The 17,081-nt window shown below is 68.9% G+C and carries 13 protein-coding genes; 5 read left to right on the forward strand and 8 right to left on the reverse strand.

Annotation, left to right across the window (positions count from 1 at the left end; all coding sequences use genetic code 11):
• Positions 1-13: 13 nt before the first annotated feature.
• From rpoB to G6N23_RS16815, 3 genes are all read right to left on the reverse strand, one after another.
• Positions 14-3,574: a DNA-directed RNA polymerase subunit beta gene (rpoB, locus tag G6N23_RS16805; protein WP_095173717.1), complete on the reverse strand. Its 3,561-nt coding sequence runs from the start codon at positions 3,572-3,574 to the stop codon at positions 14-16.
• A 371-nt stretch (positions 3,575-3,945) separates the two neighbouring features.
• Positions 3,946-4,998: an ABC transporter ATP-binding protein gene (locus tag G6N23_RS16810; protein WP_085258896.1), complete on the reverse strand. Its 1,053-nt coding sequence runs from the start codon at positions 4,996-4,998 to the stop codon at positions 3,946-3,948.
• A 96-nt stretch (positions 4,999-5,094) separates the two neighbouring features.
• Positions 5,095-6,645 (reverse strand): carotenoid oxygenase family protein, encoded by a 1,551-nt coding sequence (locus G6N23_RS16815; RefSeq protein ID WP_085258895.1) that lies wholly within the window; start codon positions 6,643-6,645, stop codon positions 5,095-5,097.
• A 69-nt stretch (positions 6,646-6,714) separates the two neighbouring features.
• Here G6N23_RS16815 and G6N23_RS16820 point away from each other — a divergent pair, with 69 nt between their 5' ends.
• Entirely contained in the window at positions 6,715-7,419 is a 705-nt protein-coding gene (locus tag G6N23_RS16820) for a TetR/AcrR family transcriptional regulator (RefSeq protein WP_179961140.1), read from the forward strand.
• A 53-nt stretch (positions 7,420-7,472) separates the two neighbouring features.
• Here G6N23_RS16820 and rplL read toward each other — a convergent pair whose 3' ends face one another.
• The 3 genes from rplL to G6N23_RS16835 all read right to left on the reverse strand — a co-directional run bounded on the left by rplL (position 7,473) and on the right by G6N23_RS16835 (position 9,231).
• On the reverse strand, positions 7,473-7,862 hold the full coding sequence (rplL, locus tag G6N23_RS16825) for a 50S ribosomal protein L7/L12 (RefSeq protein ID WP_085258893.1): 390 nt from the start codon (positions 7,860-7,862) through the stop codon (positions 7,473-7,475).
• 48 nt (positions 7,863-7,910) lie between these two features.
• Positions 7,911-8,567, reverse strand: a complete 657-nt coding sequence (rplJ, locus tag G6N23_RS16830; protein WP_085259011.1) for a 50S ribosomal protein L10 — start codon at positions 8,565-8,567, stop codon at positions 7,911-7,913.
• Between the two features lie 244 nt (positions 8,568-8,811).
• Positions 8,812-9,231 (reverse strand): anthrone oxygenase family protein, encoded by a 420-nt coding sequence (locus G6N23_RS16835; RefSeq protein WP_085259010.1) that lies wholly within the window; start codon positions 9,229-9,231, stop codon positions 8,812-8,814.
• 79 nt (positions 9,232-9,310) lie between these two features.
• Here G6N23_RS16835 and G6N23_RS16840 point away from each other — a divergent pair, with 79 nt between their 5' ends.
• Positions 9,311-9,646 carry a winged helix-turn-helix transcriptional regulator gene (locus G6N23_RS16840; RefSeq protein WP_085258892.1) on the forward strand — a complete coding sequence of 112 codons (336 nt, stop codon included), beginning with the start codon at positions 9,311-9,313 and terminating at the stop codon, positions 9,644-9,646.
• Positions 9,647-9,649: 3 nt separating this feature from the next.
• Here the strand turns inward: G6N23_RS16840 and G6N23_RS16845 are convergent, their stop codons facing one another.
• On the reverse strand, positions 9,650-10,573 hold the full coding sequence (locus G6N23_RS16845; protein ID WP_085259009.1) for an ROK family protein: 924 nt from the start codon (positions 10,571-10,573) through the stop codon (positions 9,650-9,652).
• Complete coding sequence (locus G6N23_RS16850; protein WP_085258891.1) at positions 10,570-14,733, reverse strand: glycoside hydrolase family 38 N-terminal domain-containing protein; 4,164 nt, start codon at positions 14,731-14,733, stop codon at positions 10,570-10,572. The genes G6N23_RS16845 and G6N23_RS16850 overlap by 4 nt, the downstream gene beginning before the upstream one ends.
• 106 nt (positions 14,734-14,839) lie before the next feature.
• On the opposite strand from G6N23_RS16850, the gene G6N23_RS16855 reads away from it, so the two are divergent.
• The 3 genes from G6N23_RS16855 (at position 14,840) to G6N23_RS16865 (ending at position 17,069) form a co-directional block, all read left to right on the forward strand.
• On the forward strand, positions 14,840-15,364 hold the full coding sequence (locus G6N23_RS16855; RefSeq protein ID WP_085258890.1) for a DinB family protein: 525 nt from the start codon (positions 14,840-14,842) through the stop codon (positions 15,362-15,364).
• A 109-nt stretch (positions 15,365-15,473) separates the two neighbouring features.
• The gene (locus tag G6N23_RS16860) at positions 15,474-16,463 is read left to right on the forward strand and encodes an IS481 family transposase (RefSeq protein ID WP_095173715.1); all 990 of its coding nucleotides are present in this window, start codon (positions 15,474-15,476) and stop codon (positions 16,461-16,463) included.
• 3 nt (positions 16,464-16,466) lie between these two features.
• Complete coding sequence (locus tag G6N23_RS16865; RefSeq protein ID WP_085259819.1) at positions 16,467-17,069, forward strand: DinB family protein; 603 nt, start codon at positions 16,467-16,469, stop codon at positions 17,067-17,069.
• The last annotated feature ends 12 nt before the right edge of the window (positions 17,070-17,081 follow it).

A 17,081-nucleotide genomic window follows, 5' to 3' on the forward strand; every position in this document is an offset into this window, starting at 1 on the left:
TAGTGAAAAAGATCTAGGCCAGATCCTCGACTGACGCGGATTCGTTGCGGGACAGGTTGATTCCCAGGTTGGCGGCTGCCCGCTCCAGGTCCTCGTCCTCGCCTTCGCGCAACTCGATGGCCGCGCCGTCCTTCGCCAGCACCTCGACGTTGAGGCAGAGCGACTGCAGCTCCTTGAGCAACACCTTGAACGACTCCGGAATACCGGGCTCGGGGATGTTCTCGCCCTTGACGATTGCCTCGTAGACCTTGACGCGGCCCACGGTGTCGTCGGACTTGATGGTCAGCAGCTCCTGCAGCGTGTATGCCGCACCGTAGGCCTGCATGGCCCAGCACTCCATCTCACCGAACCGCTGGCCACCGAACTGCGCCTTACCACCCAGCGGCTGCTGGGTGATCATCGAGTACGGACCGGTGGAGCGGGCGTGGATCTTGTCGTCCACCAGGTGGTGCAGCTTCATGATGTACATGTAGCCGACGGTCACCGGGTACGGGAACGGCTCACCGGAGCGACCGTCGAACAGCATCGCCTTGCCGTCGCCGTTGACCATGACCTCGCCGTCGCGGTTGGCCAGGGTCGAGGACAGCAGACCCTGCAGCTCGGACTCCTGAGCGCCGTCGAACACCGGGGTCGCGGTGCGGGTGTCCGGACCGGCCGAGTGCAGCTCCTCGGGGAGCTTGTCGGCCCAGTCCGGCACGGAGCCACCACTGTCCTTTTCGATGGTCCAGCCGGTCTTGGCGATCCAGCCCAGGTGGGTCTCCAGGATCTGACCGATGTTCATCCGTCGCGGCACACCGTGGGTGTTCAGGATGATGTCGACCGGGGTGCCGTCCGGCAGGAAGGGCATGTCCTCGGCCGGCAGGATCTTGCCGATGACGCCCTTGTTGCCGTGGCGGCCGGCCAGCTTGTCACCGTCGGAGATCTTGCGCTTCTGCGCGACATACACGCGCACCAGCTCGTTGACCCCGGCGGGCAGCTCGTCGTCGTCCTCGCGGGAGAACACCCGGATGCCGATGACCTTGCCGGACTCGCCGTGCGGCACCTTCAGCGAGGTGTCCCGCACTTCGCGGGCCTTCTCACCGAAGATGGCGCGCAGCAGCCGCTCCTCGGGCGTCAGCTCGGTCTCCCCCTTGGGGGTCACCTTGCCGACCAGGATGTCGCCGTCGCGGACCTCGGCGCCGATGCGGACGATGCCGCGCTCGTCGAGGTCTGCCAGCACCTCATCGGAGACGTTCGGGATGTCCCGGGTGATCTCCTCGGCGCCCAGCTTGGTGTCGCGGGCGTCGATCTCGTGCTCCTCGATGTGAATCGAGGTCAGCGTGTCCTCCTCGACCAGCCTGTTGGACAGGATGATCGCGTCCTCGTAGTTGTGCCCCTCCCACGGCATGATCGCCACGAGCAGGTTCTTGCCCAGGGCCATCTCACCGTTGTCGGTGCACGGACCGTCCGCGATCACCTGGCCGACCTCGACCCGCTGGCCGGCGTCGACGATCGGACGCTGGTTGGCGCAGGTGCCGTGGTTGGACCGGTTGAACTTACGCATCCGGTAGGTCTGCCGCGTACCGTCATCGGCCATCACCGTGATGTAGTCGGCGGAGACCTCCTCGATGACACCGGTCTTGTCCGCGACGATCACATCGCCGGCGTCGATCGCCGCACGCAGCTCCATGCCGGTGCCCACCAGCGGCGCCTCGCTGCGCACCAGGGGAACCGCCTGACGCTGCATGTTGGCGCCCATCAGGGCACGGTTGGCGTCGTCGTGCTCCAGGAACGGGATCATGGCCGTGGCCACCGACACCATCTGGCGCGGCGAGACGTCCATGTAGTCGACCTCGGCCGACGACACGTACTCGACCTCACCGCCCTTGCGGCGCACCAGAACTCGGTCCTCGGCGAAGCGACTGTCGTCCTCCAGCGGCGAGTTGGCCTGCGCCACGACGTGGCGGTCCTCCTCGTCGGCGGTCAGGTAGACGATCTCATCGCTGACCACACCGTCGTTGACCTTGCGGTACGGGGTTTCGATGAACCCGAACGGGTTGACCCGCGCGTAGGTCGCCAGCGAGCCGATCAGACCGATGTTCGGACCCTCCGGGGTCTCGATCGGACACATCCGGCCGTAGTGGGACGGGTGCACGTCACGGACCTCAAGCCCGGCCCGCTCACGGGACAGACCACCCGGGCCCAGCGCCGACAGCCGGCGCTTGTGGGTCAGACCCGACAGCGGGTTGTTCTGGTCCATGAACTGCGAGAGCTGGCTGGTGCCGAAGAACTCCTTGATCGCGGCGACCACCGGGCGGATGTTGATCAGGGTCTGCGGCGTGATGGCCTCGACGTCCTGGGTGGTCATCCGCTCGCGGACCACACGCTCCATCCGGGACAACCCGACCCGGATCTGGTTCTGGATCAGCTCACCCACCGTGCGCAGCCGCCGGTTGCCGAAGTGGTCGATGTCGTCGACCTCGACGGGCACCTCGACACCGCCGGGCACCGTCATGGTGCCGGACTGACCGTCCTGAGCGGCCTGGTGCAGCCGCACCAGGTACTCGATGGTGGCCACGATGTCCTCTTCGGTCAGCGTGGTCGGCGACGTCTCGACGTCGGCGGGTGCGGCCGGCAGGCCCAGCTTCTTGTTGATCTTGTAGCGACCCACCCGGGCCAGGTCGTAGCGCTTCTCCTTGAAGAACAGGTTCTCCAGCAGGGTCTGCGCGGACTCCTTGGTGGGGGGCTCGCCCGGACGCAGCTTGCGGTAGATGTCCAGCAGCGCCTCGTCGGAGTTGGCGGCGTTGTCCTTCTCCAGCGTCGACATCATGATCTCGGAGAAGCCGAACCGCTCCCGGATCGCCTCGCTGGTCCAGCCCAGCGCCTTGAGCAGCACGGTGACCGGCTGACGGCGCTTGCGGTCGATACGGACGCCGACCAGGTCACGCTTGTCGACGTCGAACTCCAGCCAGGCACCGCGGCCCGGGATCACCTTGACCGAGTGCAGCGTCTTCTCGGTGGACTTGTCGATGTTGGCGTCGAAGTACACGCCCGGCGACCGCACCAGCTGGGAGACGACGACACGCTCGGTGCCGTTGATGATGAAGGTGCCCTTCTCGGTCATCATCGGGAAGTCGCCCATGAACACCGTCTGGCTCTTGATCTCACCGGTGTTGTTGTTGATGAACTCCGCGGTGACGAACAGCGGCGCGGCGTAGGTCATGTCCTTGTCGCGGCACTCCTCGACCGGCGCCTTGACGTCGTCGAACCGCGGGTCGGAGAACGACAGCGACATCGAGCCGGAGAAGTCCTCGATCGGCGACAGCTCCTCGAGCACGTCTTCGAGGCCGCCCTTGGGCGTCGCGCCGGTCTGCTTGGCCACCTTCTCCCGCCACTCCGGCGCCCCGATCAGCCACTGGAAGGAATCGGTCTGCACGTCGAGCAGACCCGGAACCTCAAGCGGCTCGCGCAGCTTGGCGAAGGAGATCCGGTTGGGAGCCCCGGGCACGGAACTGTTGGGGGAATTTTGGGTGGTAGTACCTGAAGCGTTCTTCTTGCTCTGGCGGGAGACTGCCAAGATGCATCCTTCCAGCACCTAATGCGGCTAACGGGTCCCGGTGAACACCAGACCCCGTTCGCTGCGAATATCAACCGTTGGTTCGGCTGGCGGACGCTCTAGTCCGGTCTCACGCACAGCCAAACCACGACGTCACAAGCCTTAAACGAGCCGACGAACGCGACTCAGGCTGGTACTGCGGGTTCGGGTGCGGGTAAGGGTGGGCAGGAGGAAGCCAGCGCAACGTCCAACAATAGCGCAGGCTCACGCAAACCTCAACTGCAGCATCCCGGGGTCCTATCGGTGCTGGCTGGCCTCCGCCAGAACCCTCGCACAAACACTGGTGACCAGATTGGACCGTTTACGTCCGTCCGTCAAGAGCTGACACGGCGCGGGCCGACGGCCAGGTGTCAGCCCGGCGGGGTCTGGAGCGAGGCGGTGGGAGCTTCGTCGGCTTCCGGGAACTCGTGCACCGCGTACTTGTGGGTGCCTTCGAGGTCGTCGCGAATGGCGGCCTGGGCGCCTGCGGGCAGGGTGTGCAGGATCTCGCGCACCCGGGCTTTACGCCGGGCCACACCCTTGCGCTCCGGCAGGCCAGGGGTCGCGCTGAGCTGGGGCGGCACCCCGAAGACCTCTTCGACGCCGCCGTCGCTCTGGCCGGCTGCCATCATGGCCTCCTCGGCCGCCGCGGTGGCCTGGTCCTTCTCCTCGGACATGCCGATCGGCCCGATACGCCGGCCGTTGAGGAACTGGCGCACCACCGGCTCATCGGAGGTCAGCAGCACCTCGCGCGGCCCGAACATCACCAACTGCTTGCGGAACAGCATGCCGATGTTGTCCGGAACGGTGCGGGCGATGTTGATGTTGTGCGTGACGATCAGGATGGTGGCGTCGATCTGGGCGTTGATGTCGATCAGCAGCTGGCTCAGGTACGCCGTGCGGACCGGGTCCAGACCGGAGTCGGGCTCGTCGCACAGGATGATCTGCGGGTCCAGCACCAGCGCGCGAGCCAGGCCGGCACGCTTGCGCATACCACCGGAGATCTCACCCGGGAACTTGTAGCCGTCGTTGGGCATACCGACCAGCTCGAGCTTCTCCATGACGATGTCACGGATCTCTTTCTCACTCTTCTTGGTGTGCTCACGCAGCGGGAACGCGGTGTTGTCGTAGATGTTCATCGACCCGAACAGCGCGCCGTCCTGGAACAGCACCCCGAACAGCGTGCGGATCTCGTAGAGCTCCTTGGCCGAACACTGCAAGATGTCAGTGCCGTCGATGACGATCGAGCCGCGCTCGGGCCGCAACAGCCCGATCAACGACTTGAGGAACACCGACTTGCCCGTGCCGGAGGGTCCCAGCAGCACGCTGACCTCACCCTCGGGAATCGTCAGGGAGACGTCTTCCCAGATCCGGGCCGATCCGAAGGACTTCGTCAGCCCCTGTACATCGATGGCGACACCCATTAGTGAGGTCCTTCCGCAACTCTTGGTCGTGCCACGACTCCCCTTGTGGCTTGGGCCACTGTAGCGCACCGTTGCGACCCGTAACGCCCGTCCGCCTCAGTCAGCCGGTGTCCAATTTCCGTGAAAGCCCATCGGCACCCGTTGCGGCAGGTGCACGGTCGCCACCGTCTCACAGGATGCGGCGTCGAGGATCAGCAGTTGGCCCTCGTCCGACCCGCGGTGGTGGCCCATTCCGATCAGGATGCCGTCATCCTCGGCCAAGTGCTCGTTCACGCCCCCCGGGCGCGGCACGAACGACATCTCTCCGAGCACCAGCTGCGGGTCGAGCGGCGCCGTCATGCTCGACCCGGTCGCGTAGTCGTGTTTGTACAGCGCCGTTGACAGTTCGGCCCCGGTGTCACCGATGAAACCGCCGTTGATCCCGACGGTGTAACCGAAGCGGTGCTTTCCGCCCAGCAGGGTCTCGTTGATCCGGGGGAACTCCTGCGGCCGGTCGTCGCGGGTCTCGGTGTTCACCGCGCCGGTGTCCAGGTTGATCGTCCAGCGGTCCAGCCTGGGCGGGGCGTCGCCCGGCCCGCGCCGGTCGACGTCGAAGACCTTCGCGTAGCGCACCACGTCGAGCACCAGCAGTTCCTGTCCGGCCGGCGTCACGTCGGAGTAGGCGTTGACCGGGTGGAAGACATAGCACGGTTCGACGTCGAACCAGCGCACCTGCGCTTCCCCCGCCCGGACCCATCCCTGGGCTTCGCCCTCACGCGGCATCACTCCGATACGCGCCGGGTAGCCGGGGTTCCACGCGTACGGCAGTCCGGCCGGCGGCCGGCTGTCGCGGTTGACGATCGAGGTGAACGGCCCGGGCACCCGGACCTTGCCGACCAGGCTGCTCAGCACCAGCCGGGCGGGCGTCTTGAGCCAGCGGGGCATGTTGACCGGCAGCACCTGGGCCGAATCGAAGGTGACCGGCAGGTCATAGACCACCACGTACTTCTCGGTCAGCGAGAAGTCGTGCATCATCGGCGACCCGGTCACCTCGATGTCGACGGTGCGGCGGGCGCGTCCGGTGTTGTCGATCACCGAGTACTGCACGGTGTTGCCCCGGGCGAAGGAGTATGAAACGGCATGCAGCTCGCCGGTGAGCGGGTCGCGGTGCGGGTGCGCGGTGTAGCCGCCCGCCAGGGTGCCGTCGAAGTCGCAGGTTCCCACCGTGTCGAGGTCTTCGGTGAGTTCGTAGTTGGCCACGCCGCCCTCGACCAGCGCCAGCGTCTTGCCGGCGTGGCCGAGGACGTTGGTGTTGGGCCCGACGGACTGCATCCCGGCCCGGACGTCGATCCGGGCCGGCAGTGGCTCGCCCAGCGCGGCACAGACCGCCGGGGTGCGCACCCAACGGTTGCGGTACCAGCGGGCGCGGCCCTCTTCCAGCGCCACGCCGTGCACCATCGGGTCGCCGGTGAACCAGTGGTAGGTGGCCGGGTCGACCTCGGCGACCGGATTGGGTCCGTTGCGCAGGTAGCGACCGTCGAGATAATCGGGGATCTCTCCGGTCACCCGCAGTTCGGTGGCCGTCATCTCGGTGGGCACGGGCCCCATGACGCCTTCGAGGTACGGGTTGGCCGCCGGCGCGGTCCGGCTGGTGGTGTTGAGGCTCATGACGGCTCCTATAACAATGTTATTTCAACGTTATGGATACCGTACGCCGACTGTGCGACGATGGCAACCGTGACGTCGCAGCCGGAACGCACCGTCCGTGATGAGCTGCTGCACGCGGCTGTCGGGCTGCTCGACGAGCACGGGCCCGACGCGCTGCAGGCTCGCAAGGTGGCCGCCGCGGCCGGAACCTCGACGATGGCGGTCTACACCCATTTCGGCGGCATGCCCCAGCTGATCGCGGCGGTCACCCAGGAGGGCCTGCGCCAATTCGACGCGGCGCTGACGATCCCGCTCACCGAGGATCCGGTGGCCGATCTGCTGGCCACCGGCATGGCCTACCGCGACTTCGCCATCGAACGGCCGCACCTGTACCGGCTGATGTTCGGCAGCACCAGTGCGAGCGGCATCAACGCCCCGGCCCACAACATGCTCACGCTGAGCCTGGCGCAGATCGGTGACCACATCCCCAGCTTCGCCCACGTGGTCCGTGGCGTACACCGATCGATACAGGCGGGCCGGATCACGGCGGCGCCGAACGGTTCGGTGGGCTCGGCCGCTTCAGACGCAGCGGTGGTGGCGACCGCGGCGCAGTTCTGGACGGTGATGCACGGCTTCGTCATGTTGGAGCTGGCCGGGTTCTTCGGCGACACCCAAGACCGGGCGATGGCGGTGGGGCCGGTGCTGGGCCCGATGGCGACCGGCCTGTTGGTGGCGCTCGGTGACAGCCCCGAGAGGGTGGCGGAGTCGCTGGCCGCGGTGAGCGACCGGGCCTGAATAGCGCAAACCCCCGGAAGCCTTACGGCTGCCGGGGGTTTGGGCGGTAGAAACTACTTGACGGTGACGGTGGCGCCGGCGGCCTCGAGCTTGGCCTTGGCCTCCTCGGCGGCCTCCTTGGCGACCTTCTCCAGCAGCGGCTTGGGAGCGCCGTCGACCAGGTCCTTGGCCTCCTTGAGGCCCAGGCCGGACACGACCTCGCGGACCACCTTGATCACGCCGATCTTCTTGTCGCCGGCCGCTTCCAGGATGACGTCGAACTCGGACTGCTCCTCGCCGGCCTCAGCGGCGGCCGGGGCGGCGCCCGGGGCGGCGGCGACGGCGACCGGAGCCGCGGCGGTGACGTCGAAGGTCTCCTCGAACTTCTTCACGAAGTCCGACAGCTCCAGCAGGGTCATCTCCTTGAAGACGTCCAACAGATCGTCGGTGGAAATTTTAGCCATGATTTCGGTCCTTTCTGATTCCGGTTAGGAAGTTGGGGTTGGGATTGGTTACTCGGCGGCTTCGGCCGGAGCCTCGGCGGTCTCGGCCGGAGCCTCGGTCTCGGCCGGGGCCTCGGTCTCGGCGGGTGCTTCGGTCTCGGCGGGTGCTTCGGCAGCCGGGGCCTCGGCGGCCGGTGCGGCCTCCACAGCCTCGGCGGGCTTCTTCTCCTGCAGCGCCGCGGCCAGGCGGGCCATCTGCGACGCCGGGGCGGCGAACAGGCCGGCCGCCTTGGACAGGTTGGCCTTCATGGCACCGGCCAGCTTGGCCAGCAGCACCTCGCGCGACTCCAGGTCGGCGATGCGCTCCACCTCGGCGACGGTCAGCGCGTGACCGTCCATGTAGCCGCCCTTGATGACCAGCGCCTTGTGGTCCTTGGCGAACTTCTTGATGGCCTTGGCGGCGTCGACCGGCTCGCCCCGGACGAACGCGATCGCCGTCGGGCCCGCGAACAGCTCGTCGAGCCCTTCGAGCCCGGCCTCGGCCGCGGCCCGCTTGACCAGCGTGTTCTTCGCCACCGTGTAGGTGGCCGAGCCGGCCAGCGAACGCCGCAGCTCCGCCAGGTTCGCCACCGTCAGACCGCGATACTCGGTGATCACGGTGGCGGTCGCGTCGTTGAACTGCTCGACGATGTCCGCGACGGCGGCGGTCTTGTCAGCCCGCGCCATGCATACCTCCTCGGTGTCGCTGTACTTGTCTCGGTGACCCACCCGGAAATGACGAACGCCCCGACGCAGGATGCGGTCGGGGCGTCACAATGCAGTGCCGGCGGGGCCGGTGCCTCGTCCTCCTGCGTGGGCCGCCGGGATGTTCCCGGACCTTCAACCGATTGCTCGGTGACCGACGGTCTTCGGTGGATCGGTTCACACCATAGCGTGACCGGTGGCAATCAGCCAAAACGGCCGCCACCGCTCAGGCGTTCAGTGCGCCGATCATCAGCAGGACGAACATCGCGGCCAGCATCGCCACCCGCAACCAGTGCAGCCGATCCCAGCGCACCACCAGCGGGCGGGAGACCTCACCGGCTCCGATGCGGTTGTTGATCGGCACCATCAGGGTCACCGTCATCAGCACGACCACGATCATCAGACCCACGCCGGCACCGATCGGCCAGCGCTGCGCGTCGGCGACGACGGCGGCCGCCACCAGCAGGGCCAGTGCGGTCAGGTACCAGAACGGCATCACCCGTCCGAGCAGCCGGGCGGCGTCCCCGCGGGCGTCCCGGAACGCGTCGCCGTCCAGGCGCCCGAGAACCGGGTGCAGGAACGCCGCCACGGCGAACTCCGCGCCCACCAGCGTCCCGGCCATCAATATCGCAAGAATCCAGATCATCTCCAGCACGGCACCGACTATGACCGTTATGCTGACAAAAAACAAGGTACTGACAAATTAGTCAGCATGAGGAGGTGCGGTGGCGGTATCGAAGAAAGAGGTCGGCGACTGCCCGATCGACGCCGCGCTGTCGGTGATCGACGGCCGCTGGAAGGGCACCATCCTGTGGCGCCTGGCCGACGGGCCGATGCGCACGGCCGAGTTGCGGCGCAGCATCCCGGGCATCACCGAACGAATGCTCATCCGTCATCTGCACGAACTCGTCGCCGACGGCATCATCGACCGCCACGACGCCGGCACGGTGCCGCCGTGCGTGCACTATTCGATCTCCGCGTACGGAAAGACGCTGGCACCGGTGCTCGAGGCGCTGTGCGAGTGGGGCCGCGGGCACATGACCCGCGGGGCGGCCGGCTGAGGCTCAGGCCAGCCCCGCGAGCACGGCCGCCCCCACCAGGCCGGCGTCGCCGCCGAGTTCGGCGGGCACCACCCGCAGCCCGGTCAGGAAATCCAGCCGGGCGTGCTCGGCCAACGCGGTCCGCAGCGGATCGAACAGCAGCGCACCGGATTTCGCGACTCCCCCGCCGATCACCACCAGGTCCAGATCGCAGACGGCGGCCACCGAGGCGATCATCGCCGCCAGCGCGTCGGTACCGCGCCGAAATGCCCGCATCGCAACCTCGTCGCCGGCTTCGGCCGCCGCGCCGAGCACCTTGGCGTCAGCGTCGGCTTCCGGCGTCCAGCCGTTGGCCAGCGCCCAGCGCACCATCGCCGGGCCGGAGGAGATGGTCTCCACACAGCCCCGGCCGCCGCAGCGGCACGGCTCGCCATCGGCGTCGACGACGACGTGTCCGACGTGCCCGGCGTTGCCGGTGCGGCCGTGGAAGGGCGCCCCGTCGAGCACCAGCCCCCCTCCCACCCCGGTCGACACCACCATGCCGAGCATCGATCGCGTCCCCCGGCCGGCCCCGTGCCGGTGTTCGCCCAGTGCCATGCAGACGCCGTCGCCGCCCAGGGCGACCGGCACGCCGGGCACCGCGGCGGCCACCCGGTCGCGCAGGCCGAATCTGCGCCAGCCCGGGATGTTGATCGGGCTGACCGTCCCGGCGTTCACGTCGACCGGCCCGGCCGAGCCGATCCCGACCGCACCGACCCGCCCGCCGGCTTCCGCCAGGACGTCGGCGAGCAAATCGGCCACCACCGCCCACACCACCTCGGCGCCCTGATCCCCCCGGGTGGGCCGGGTGGCGGTGTAGATCAGTGCTCCGTCGGCGCCGACCAGGCCGGCGGCGATCTTGGTGCCGCCGACGTCCAGCGCGAGGGTCGCCGGGTCGCCGCCCGTCATGGGACGCCGACCGTCTCGGCCGCGGGCACCGCGATCCGCACCGCCGGTGAGTACACCAGCCCGCCCGCCCCGCCGACCCGGACCAGCGCCCACCACGTCCCGGGCTTCGCCCACGCCGGCGGTCTCAGCGTGAACTCGACTGCGACACTGCCGCGGGCCGGGACCAGCGCGCCCACCGCGGCCGGCGCGGCCCACTCCCAGGTGCCCCAGGGGCTGATCAGATGCGCCTCGACCGCCAGGTCGGCGTGGGCGTCGGTGCCGACGATGACGCTCAGGCGCGCGGTCTTCCCGGCGGTCACCTCGACGTCGGACAGCCCGTCGACATAGAGCAGCCGGTCGGGTCCCGGATCGCCGACGCGCACCACCGCCACGTCTTCGACGGGCTGGCGCCAGGACGGCGGCAGGTCTCCGGTGATGTCGAGCCGGGCGCGGATCGGGTAGAGCCCCGGTGGGGTGTCGGCCGGCACCGTCACCGCCACCGGGGTGCGCGTGTGCTGGCCTGCCTTCAGTCGCACCGGGTGCTCGCCGGGCGTGGCCGTCCAGCCGCCCGGACACGCCAGCGTCACCGCGCCGGCCAGGGTCGCATCGACGCTGTCACTGGCCACGCTCAGATCCAGGCTCACCCGTCCGCCCGGATTCGCGTCCAGCAGGTGCGGGTGCAACGCCGGGGCCGCCGGCAGCCCGCCCAGCGGTGCCGTTCCGCGGTTGTGCAGCCAGTAGCGGGCGTACAGCGGCTGGGCGACTTCGGCCTCGGGCCCCAGGCGGTGGCCGGCCCCCACGCGTTCGGCGTCCAGCCCGGCGGTGACGGTGGCGATCTCGTAGCCGTGCAACCGCGCCGGGTCCGGGTGCTCGCGCGGCTGCTCGAGCAGGTCGGCGCGGCCCAGTACGGTCAGCTCGCCCAGGTCGCTGCGCAGCGTGACGGAGGCGTCGGCGCCGCGAGTCTCCACCAGACGCAGGGTGAGGATGTTCGGGTCGACGCGCTGGGCGCTGCCGCGCGCTGTCGGGTTGCCGGCCGCCTTGAGCGCACCGAGCTCGACTGCGCCGGCCGGCTCGACGCGCAACAGCGAGCCGCTGGCCGGCAACGGACCGCCGTCGCCGGCCACCGCGACGGCCCGCAGCGGATCGGCGAACTCCGCGCAGCGCGCCGGGATCCTCGCCTGTCGCCAGTCACCGTCGCCGGCCACCAGCGCGTAGTCGAAGGTGTGCGTCCAGTGCTGCAACTGGAAGGCGCTGCCGTCGGGTGCGGTGCGGCGCGGGTCGTCGGTCCAGGCCGCCGACGGCCAGCTGGTGCAGGACCGCATCAGCGCGGTGTGCAGCGTGCCGGCGGTGTCGACGGCGAAGCTGGGCATGCCGCGGTTGATCAGGGCGACGGTGCGCGCTTCGAACGGCGCCATCTCGGCCGGGGCCTGCTGGTCCACGGCGATCTCGGCGTCGGCCAGCTCCCCGATTATCCGGGCGATCTCGGCCGCCAGATCCCCGTCGTCGCGGCCGGCGATCACCAGCACCGGCAGGGCGCGCGGGCCGCTCAGGTCGGCGCCGGGGACCCAGACCTGGGTGAGGGGCTTCTCCGCGGGCACCCACACCCGGGCCCGGCCGTCCCTGGCCAGCTGCCGCTGCAGTTCGTCGGTGTAGGCCGGATCGGCGGCGGCCAGCACCGCGCGGGTGAAGGCGTTGCGGTCCGGCCCGCCGAGCGCGATCCGGGTGTCGGGCAGGTTGGAGTCGACGTCGAGGTTGCCGTAGCGGGGCCCGTCGGCGCCCGAGCAGGTGGCGGTGACCCCGGCGCGCACCAGCGCGACCATCAGCTCCCGCGGCGCCGGGCCGATCACCTCGGCCACCGACACCGCCCGGGTGCCGTCGCCGACGCTGACCCGCGCGGTTGCCGACAGCCCGAACCACCTGTGGGCGGGGGTGTCGAGGGTCCGCGGGTACTGCGCGGTGTCCACCGAGCGTCCACTGGGCTCGTGCAGCAGGCCGAAGCCGCGGCCGATGACGGCGTCGGCCACCTCGGCGACCGGCAGCGCGCCGGGCACCGGGCAGGGCCACCGCAGCCGCAGCAGGTGGTCGGCGCCGGTGAACTCGTCGATGGTGGTCGAGCAATCCACCCGGTCCACCCCGTGCCACAGCGTCAGGGTCTGGCGGTAGGCCAGCATGTTGCGGATTCGCCCCGAGGCCACCAACCGCTCTCCCAGCGGCCCGCGGTAGGCCTGCACGCTCACGTCGGAGGCGACAGCGGAGGTGAACAGGTTGCCGCTGGGCACCAGATGCCACGGACCCTCTCCGGACTGCGGGTGCTTGGGGTACTCGTCGTAGACGGCGAGCTGGTTTCCCAGCCCGCCCTCGATGATCATCTCCCGGCCGTCGCACCGCCACGACGCGATGCCGCCGCCGCGGTCCGGGTCGGCGGTCAGCCGGTGGTGCTCGTTGCTGATCGCGGAGCCGGGGATGCGCTGCCAGCCCTGCGAGCTGTCGGCGGGGACCAGGCGGTAGGCCCGCCAGCCCAACGACGGCACGTCCCGGGCCAGCCAGCTGACCGTGCTGCCGTCGTGCTCGACATGGGCGGCGAGCTCGGTTCCGTCGGTGTCGAGCACGCGCATCCCGGCTGCCGGCGGCGTGTCCAGCCGCACGGTGACCACGTCGGTGCGGTCGTCGGCCACCGGGTTCCACACCACGGCGCGTTGGCCTTCGGCGCCGGTACGCACCAGCCCGGACAGCGCCGCCAGAGCGTTGTCGCGGACGTCGGTGCCGAGCTGCCAGGCGTCGCGCCAGCCGGTCAGCAGGTCCAGGTACACCTGGTCGGCCTCCGACCCGGTGATGGCGTCGTGGTGGGCGCCGTAACACAGCTGCGCCCACGCCTTGGCCAGCGCCGCCTCCGGGTAGGGCGCCCCGGTCAGTGCGGCGGCGAACACCGCGAAGCGCTCCGCGGACAGCAGCGCACGTTCGGTTTCCCGGTTGGCCTGCTTGGTATCGATGTAGGAGACGTGGCAGCCGGTGTAGATCGGATTCATGTCGCGGGTCTGCGGCGACGCGGCCTCGCCGCGCCGCGCGAGTTCGGCGCGCACCGCGGCGAAGAACTCACTCGGCACGGCGCAGATGAACTTCGGCCAGGTGTAGCGGGTGTTCCAGTCCCGGTGGATCTCGGCGACCCAGCGGTTCGGCGGGGTGAAGTCGGTGCCCACCGGCAGCAGCACATTGCGGGTGGCGGCGACCTTCTTCAATTCGGTGAACAACCGGTAGACGTCGGCCTCGGCGTCGGCCAAGGACTCCTGCGCGTCCATCCACCAGCCGGCCGCGTAGTGCGCCGGCATGTAGTGGGTCAGCAGGCCGCGCCCGGACGGCGCGATCCATTCGAACTCGGATGCGAACTGCATTCGGCGCGGATCGCCCCGGTCGGCCATCGGACCCCACTGGTGAAACGGCCCGCGCGCCCAGGCGCTGGAGGACAGTCCGGCGTCGGCGACCAGCCCGGGGAACTGCGGGTCGTGGCCGAACACGTCGAGCTGCCACGCCGTCGCCGGTGCGGCGCCCATGATGTCGCGCTGAAAACCCATCCCGGCCACCAGGTTGCGGATGGTGGTCTCGGCGTCGGTGAGGTTGGTCGACGGCTCGTTGTAGCTGCCGCCCATCACCTCGACCCGGCCCTGGGCGATCAGCCGGCGTAGTTCGGCACGGTCCTGCGGGTGGGTGTCCCAGTAGGGCTTGAGGTAGTCGACCTCGGCCAGGACGAACTTGTACTCGGGGTTGTCCCGCGCCCAGTCCAGGTGGCCGCGCACCAGGTTGATGCCGTTGGTCTGCCGGCACGCGCCAAGCGGGTGCTCGGTCCACGCGCTGGTGTAGTTGGCCTGGGTGTTCCACCAGACCGGGTCGTAGTGGAAGTGGCCGATCATGAACATCGTCCAGCCGGGTTCGGCCACGGTGAAGGTGAAGCCGGTGTCGTTGACGCGGGCGGTCCGCTGCTGACCCGGCATCGGGTCCTCGACGGTCACCGCCACCTCGACGACACCGTCGCCGGGCTCGGCTACGGCTTCGCCGGCCAGGCCCTCGCCGTCGATACGCAGCGGTGTCGCCACGTCGGCGTCGCGGTAGCCGATCCGGACCAGCTGCGCGGGCGTGTCGACCGGCCCGACGAACTTCTCGGTCGATTCGACGTCGAGGATCCGCATTCCCCAAACGTACGGATGCACGGCCCACCGAGCGGAGTCTTTCGGCGACCGCTTGTTCTGGAGTGCGCGCGTGGGAATTGTCCGACCCGGCTGGCAGGCTCGGATCATGCCCGTTTCACGTGACCTGTTGGCCGACCAGCTCGACTGGCACTGGCAGAACCAGCTGCGCCCGCGGCTGGACGGCCTCACCGATGACGAGTACCTGTGGGAGGCGGTGACCGGCTGCTGGTCCGTTCGCCGCGACGGCATCGACTTTGCGTTGCCGCCGCCCGAGCCGGCGCCGTTCACCACCATCGCCTGGCGGATGGCGCACGTCATCGTCGGCGTGTTCGCCATGCGCAACCATCACCACTTCGGCGGGCCGCCGGCCGATTACCAGAGCTGGCCGTACGCCCTCGATGCCGCCACCGCGCTGCGCCAGCTCGACGACGCCTACGCGGGCTGGCTCGCCGGGGTACGTGGCCTCGATGAGTCCGCGTTGGACCGGCCCATCGGCGCGGCGGAGGGGCCGTGGGCCGACCGCACCATGGCGGAGCTGGTCTTGCACATCAACCGCGAAGTCATCCATCACGGAGCCGAAATCGCATGCCTGCGTGACCTGTACGCGCACCGACTCGATCGAAAGGACTAGCTGTACTGATCACAGACGTTAGGTACGGCGTGGCGTGGTGACATGAAGAAGACCTCCGAGTGAAGTGCGAGCTGTCTAAGGAACGCACTGCTCAATCTCGGAGGTCTTCGTGTCCCACCGTAATGCCCCTTTGTCAGAAACCGGTCGTCTGCGCCTGGCTCGTTGCATCGTCGAGGACGGGTGGTCGTTGCGCAGAGCTGCCGAACGGTTCCAGGTCGCGGTAACCACCGCCCAGCGATGGGCTCGGCGCTACCGCGAGCAGGGTCCGGCCGGCATGGCTGATCGCAGCTCACGCCCGCACCGCAGCCCCAACCAGACTCCGACGCGGACCGAACGGCGCATCATCAAAGTCCGGGTGATCAAACGGTGGGGCCCGGCCCGCATCGCCTATCTGCTCGGGCTCAACGTCTCCACCGTGCACAAAGTGTTGAGTCGCTACAAGCTGGCCCGACTGCGCTGGTTGGACCGCCCCACCGGACGCGTCATCCGCCGGATGACATCCGCAGCCCCGGGCGATCTGGTGCACGTCGATGTCAAGAAACTCGGGAAGATCCCCGCTGGCGGCGGCTGGCGCATGCTCGGTCGAACCCAGGGCAATCACAACTCACGAGCTGATAAAAGTTCAGGCCGTCGCAGCAAGTGGGGCGATCCACTGCGGGGACACCACTTCCTGCACACCGCCCTGGACGCTCACTCCCGACTGGTGTACTCCGAGATTTTGGCTGACGAACGCAAACAAACTGCGGCTGACTTCTGGAAACGGGCCAACGCTTGGTTCCTTCAGTGCGGCTTCACCGTGCGAAATGTGTTGACTGACAATGGTTCCTGCTATCGCTCGCACGTATTCCGTGACGCCCTCGGTGGCATCAAGCATCGCCGAACCCGACCGTATCGGCCGCAGACCAACGGCAAGGTCGAGAGGTTTCACCGCACTCTGGCCGACGAATGGGCCTACGTGCGGCTCTACACCAGTGACGCCGAACGCTGCGCCGAATTCCCACTCTGGGTGCACCACTACAATCACCACCGCGGCCACACCTCACTCAAAGGTCAACCACCCGCCAGTCGCGTACCTAACCTCTCAGGTCAGTACAACTAGCCCATGCCTGGACTTGCCCCACCGGTGACCGACGAACGCGACGCCCTGCGCCAATTCGTGGCCTATCACCAAAGCGCCTACTTCGCGGTGGCCTATGGCCTCACCGATGAGCAGGCCCGTGCCACCCCGACCGCCAGTTCCCTGTCGATCGGCGCGTTGATCAAGCACGCAACCGGGATGCAACACAGCTGGATGTCCCGCGTCGCCGCCGCGCCGGCCGCACCGGCCGCGGACAGCCGACCGGGCGAGCAGAGAGCCCGCGAATACCAGGACCAGTACGTACTGCGCCAGGACGAAAGCCTGGCCGGGGTACTGGAGGCGTTCGCGGCGCACAACGCCGAGACGCTGCGCCTGCTGGAGTCCGCCGACCTCGACGCCGCGGTGCCGGTGCCGCGCGACGCACCGTGGTTCCCCGCCGACGTCGACGCGTGGACGGTGCGCTGGGTGTTCCATCACGTGATCAACGAGCTGGCGCGGCACGCCGGGCACGCCGACATCATCCGGGAAAGCATCGACGGTGCCACCATGTACGAACTGATCGCCGGGTTCGAGGGCTGGGAACCGACCGCATGGCTGACCCCCTGGCGACCAGGCGCCACGGCGTAGCACGGTGCGCTG

Source organism: Mycolicibacter terrae (genome assembly GCF_010727125.1).
GTDB lineage: Bacteria > Actinomycetota > Actinomycetes > Mycobacteriales > Mycobacteriaceae > Mycobacterium > Mycobacterium terrae.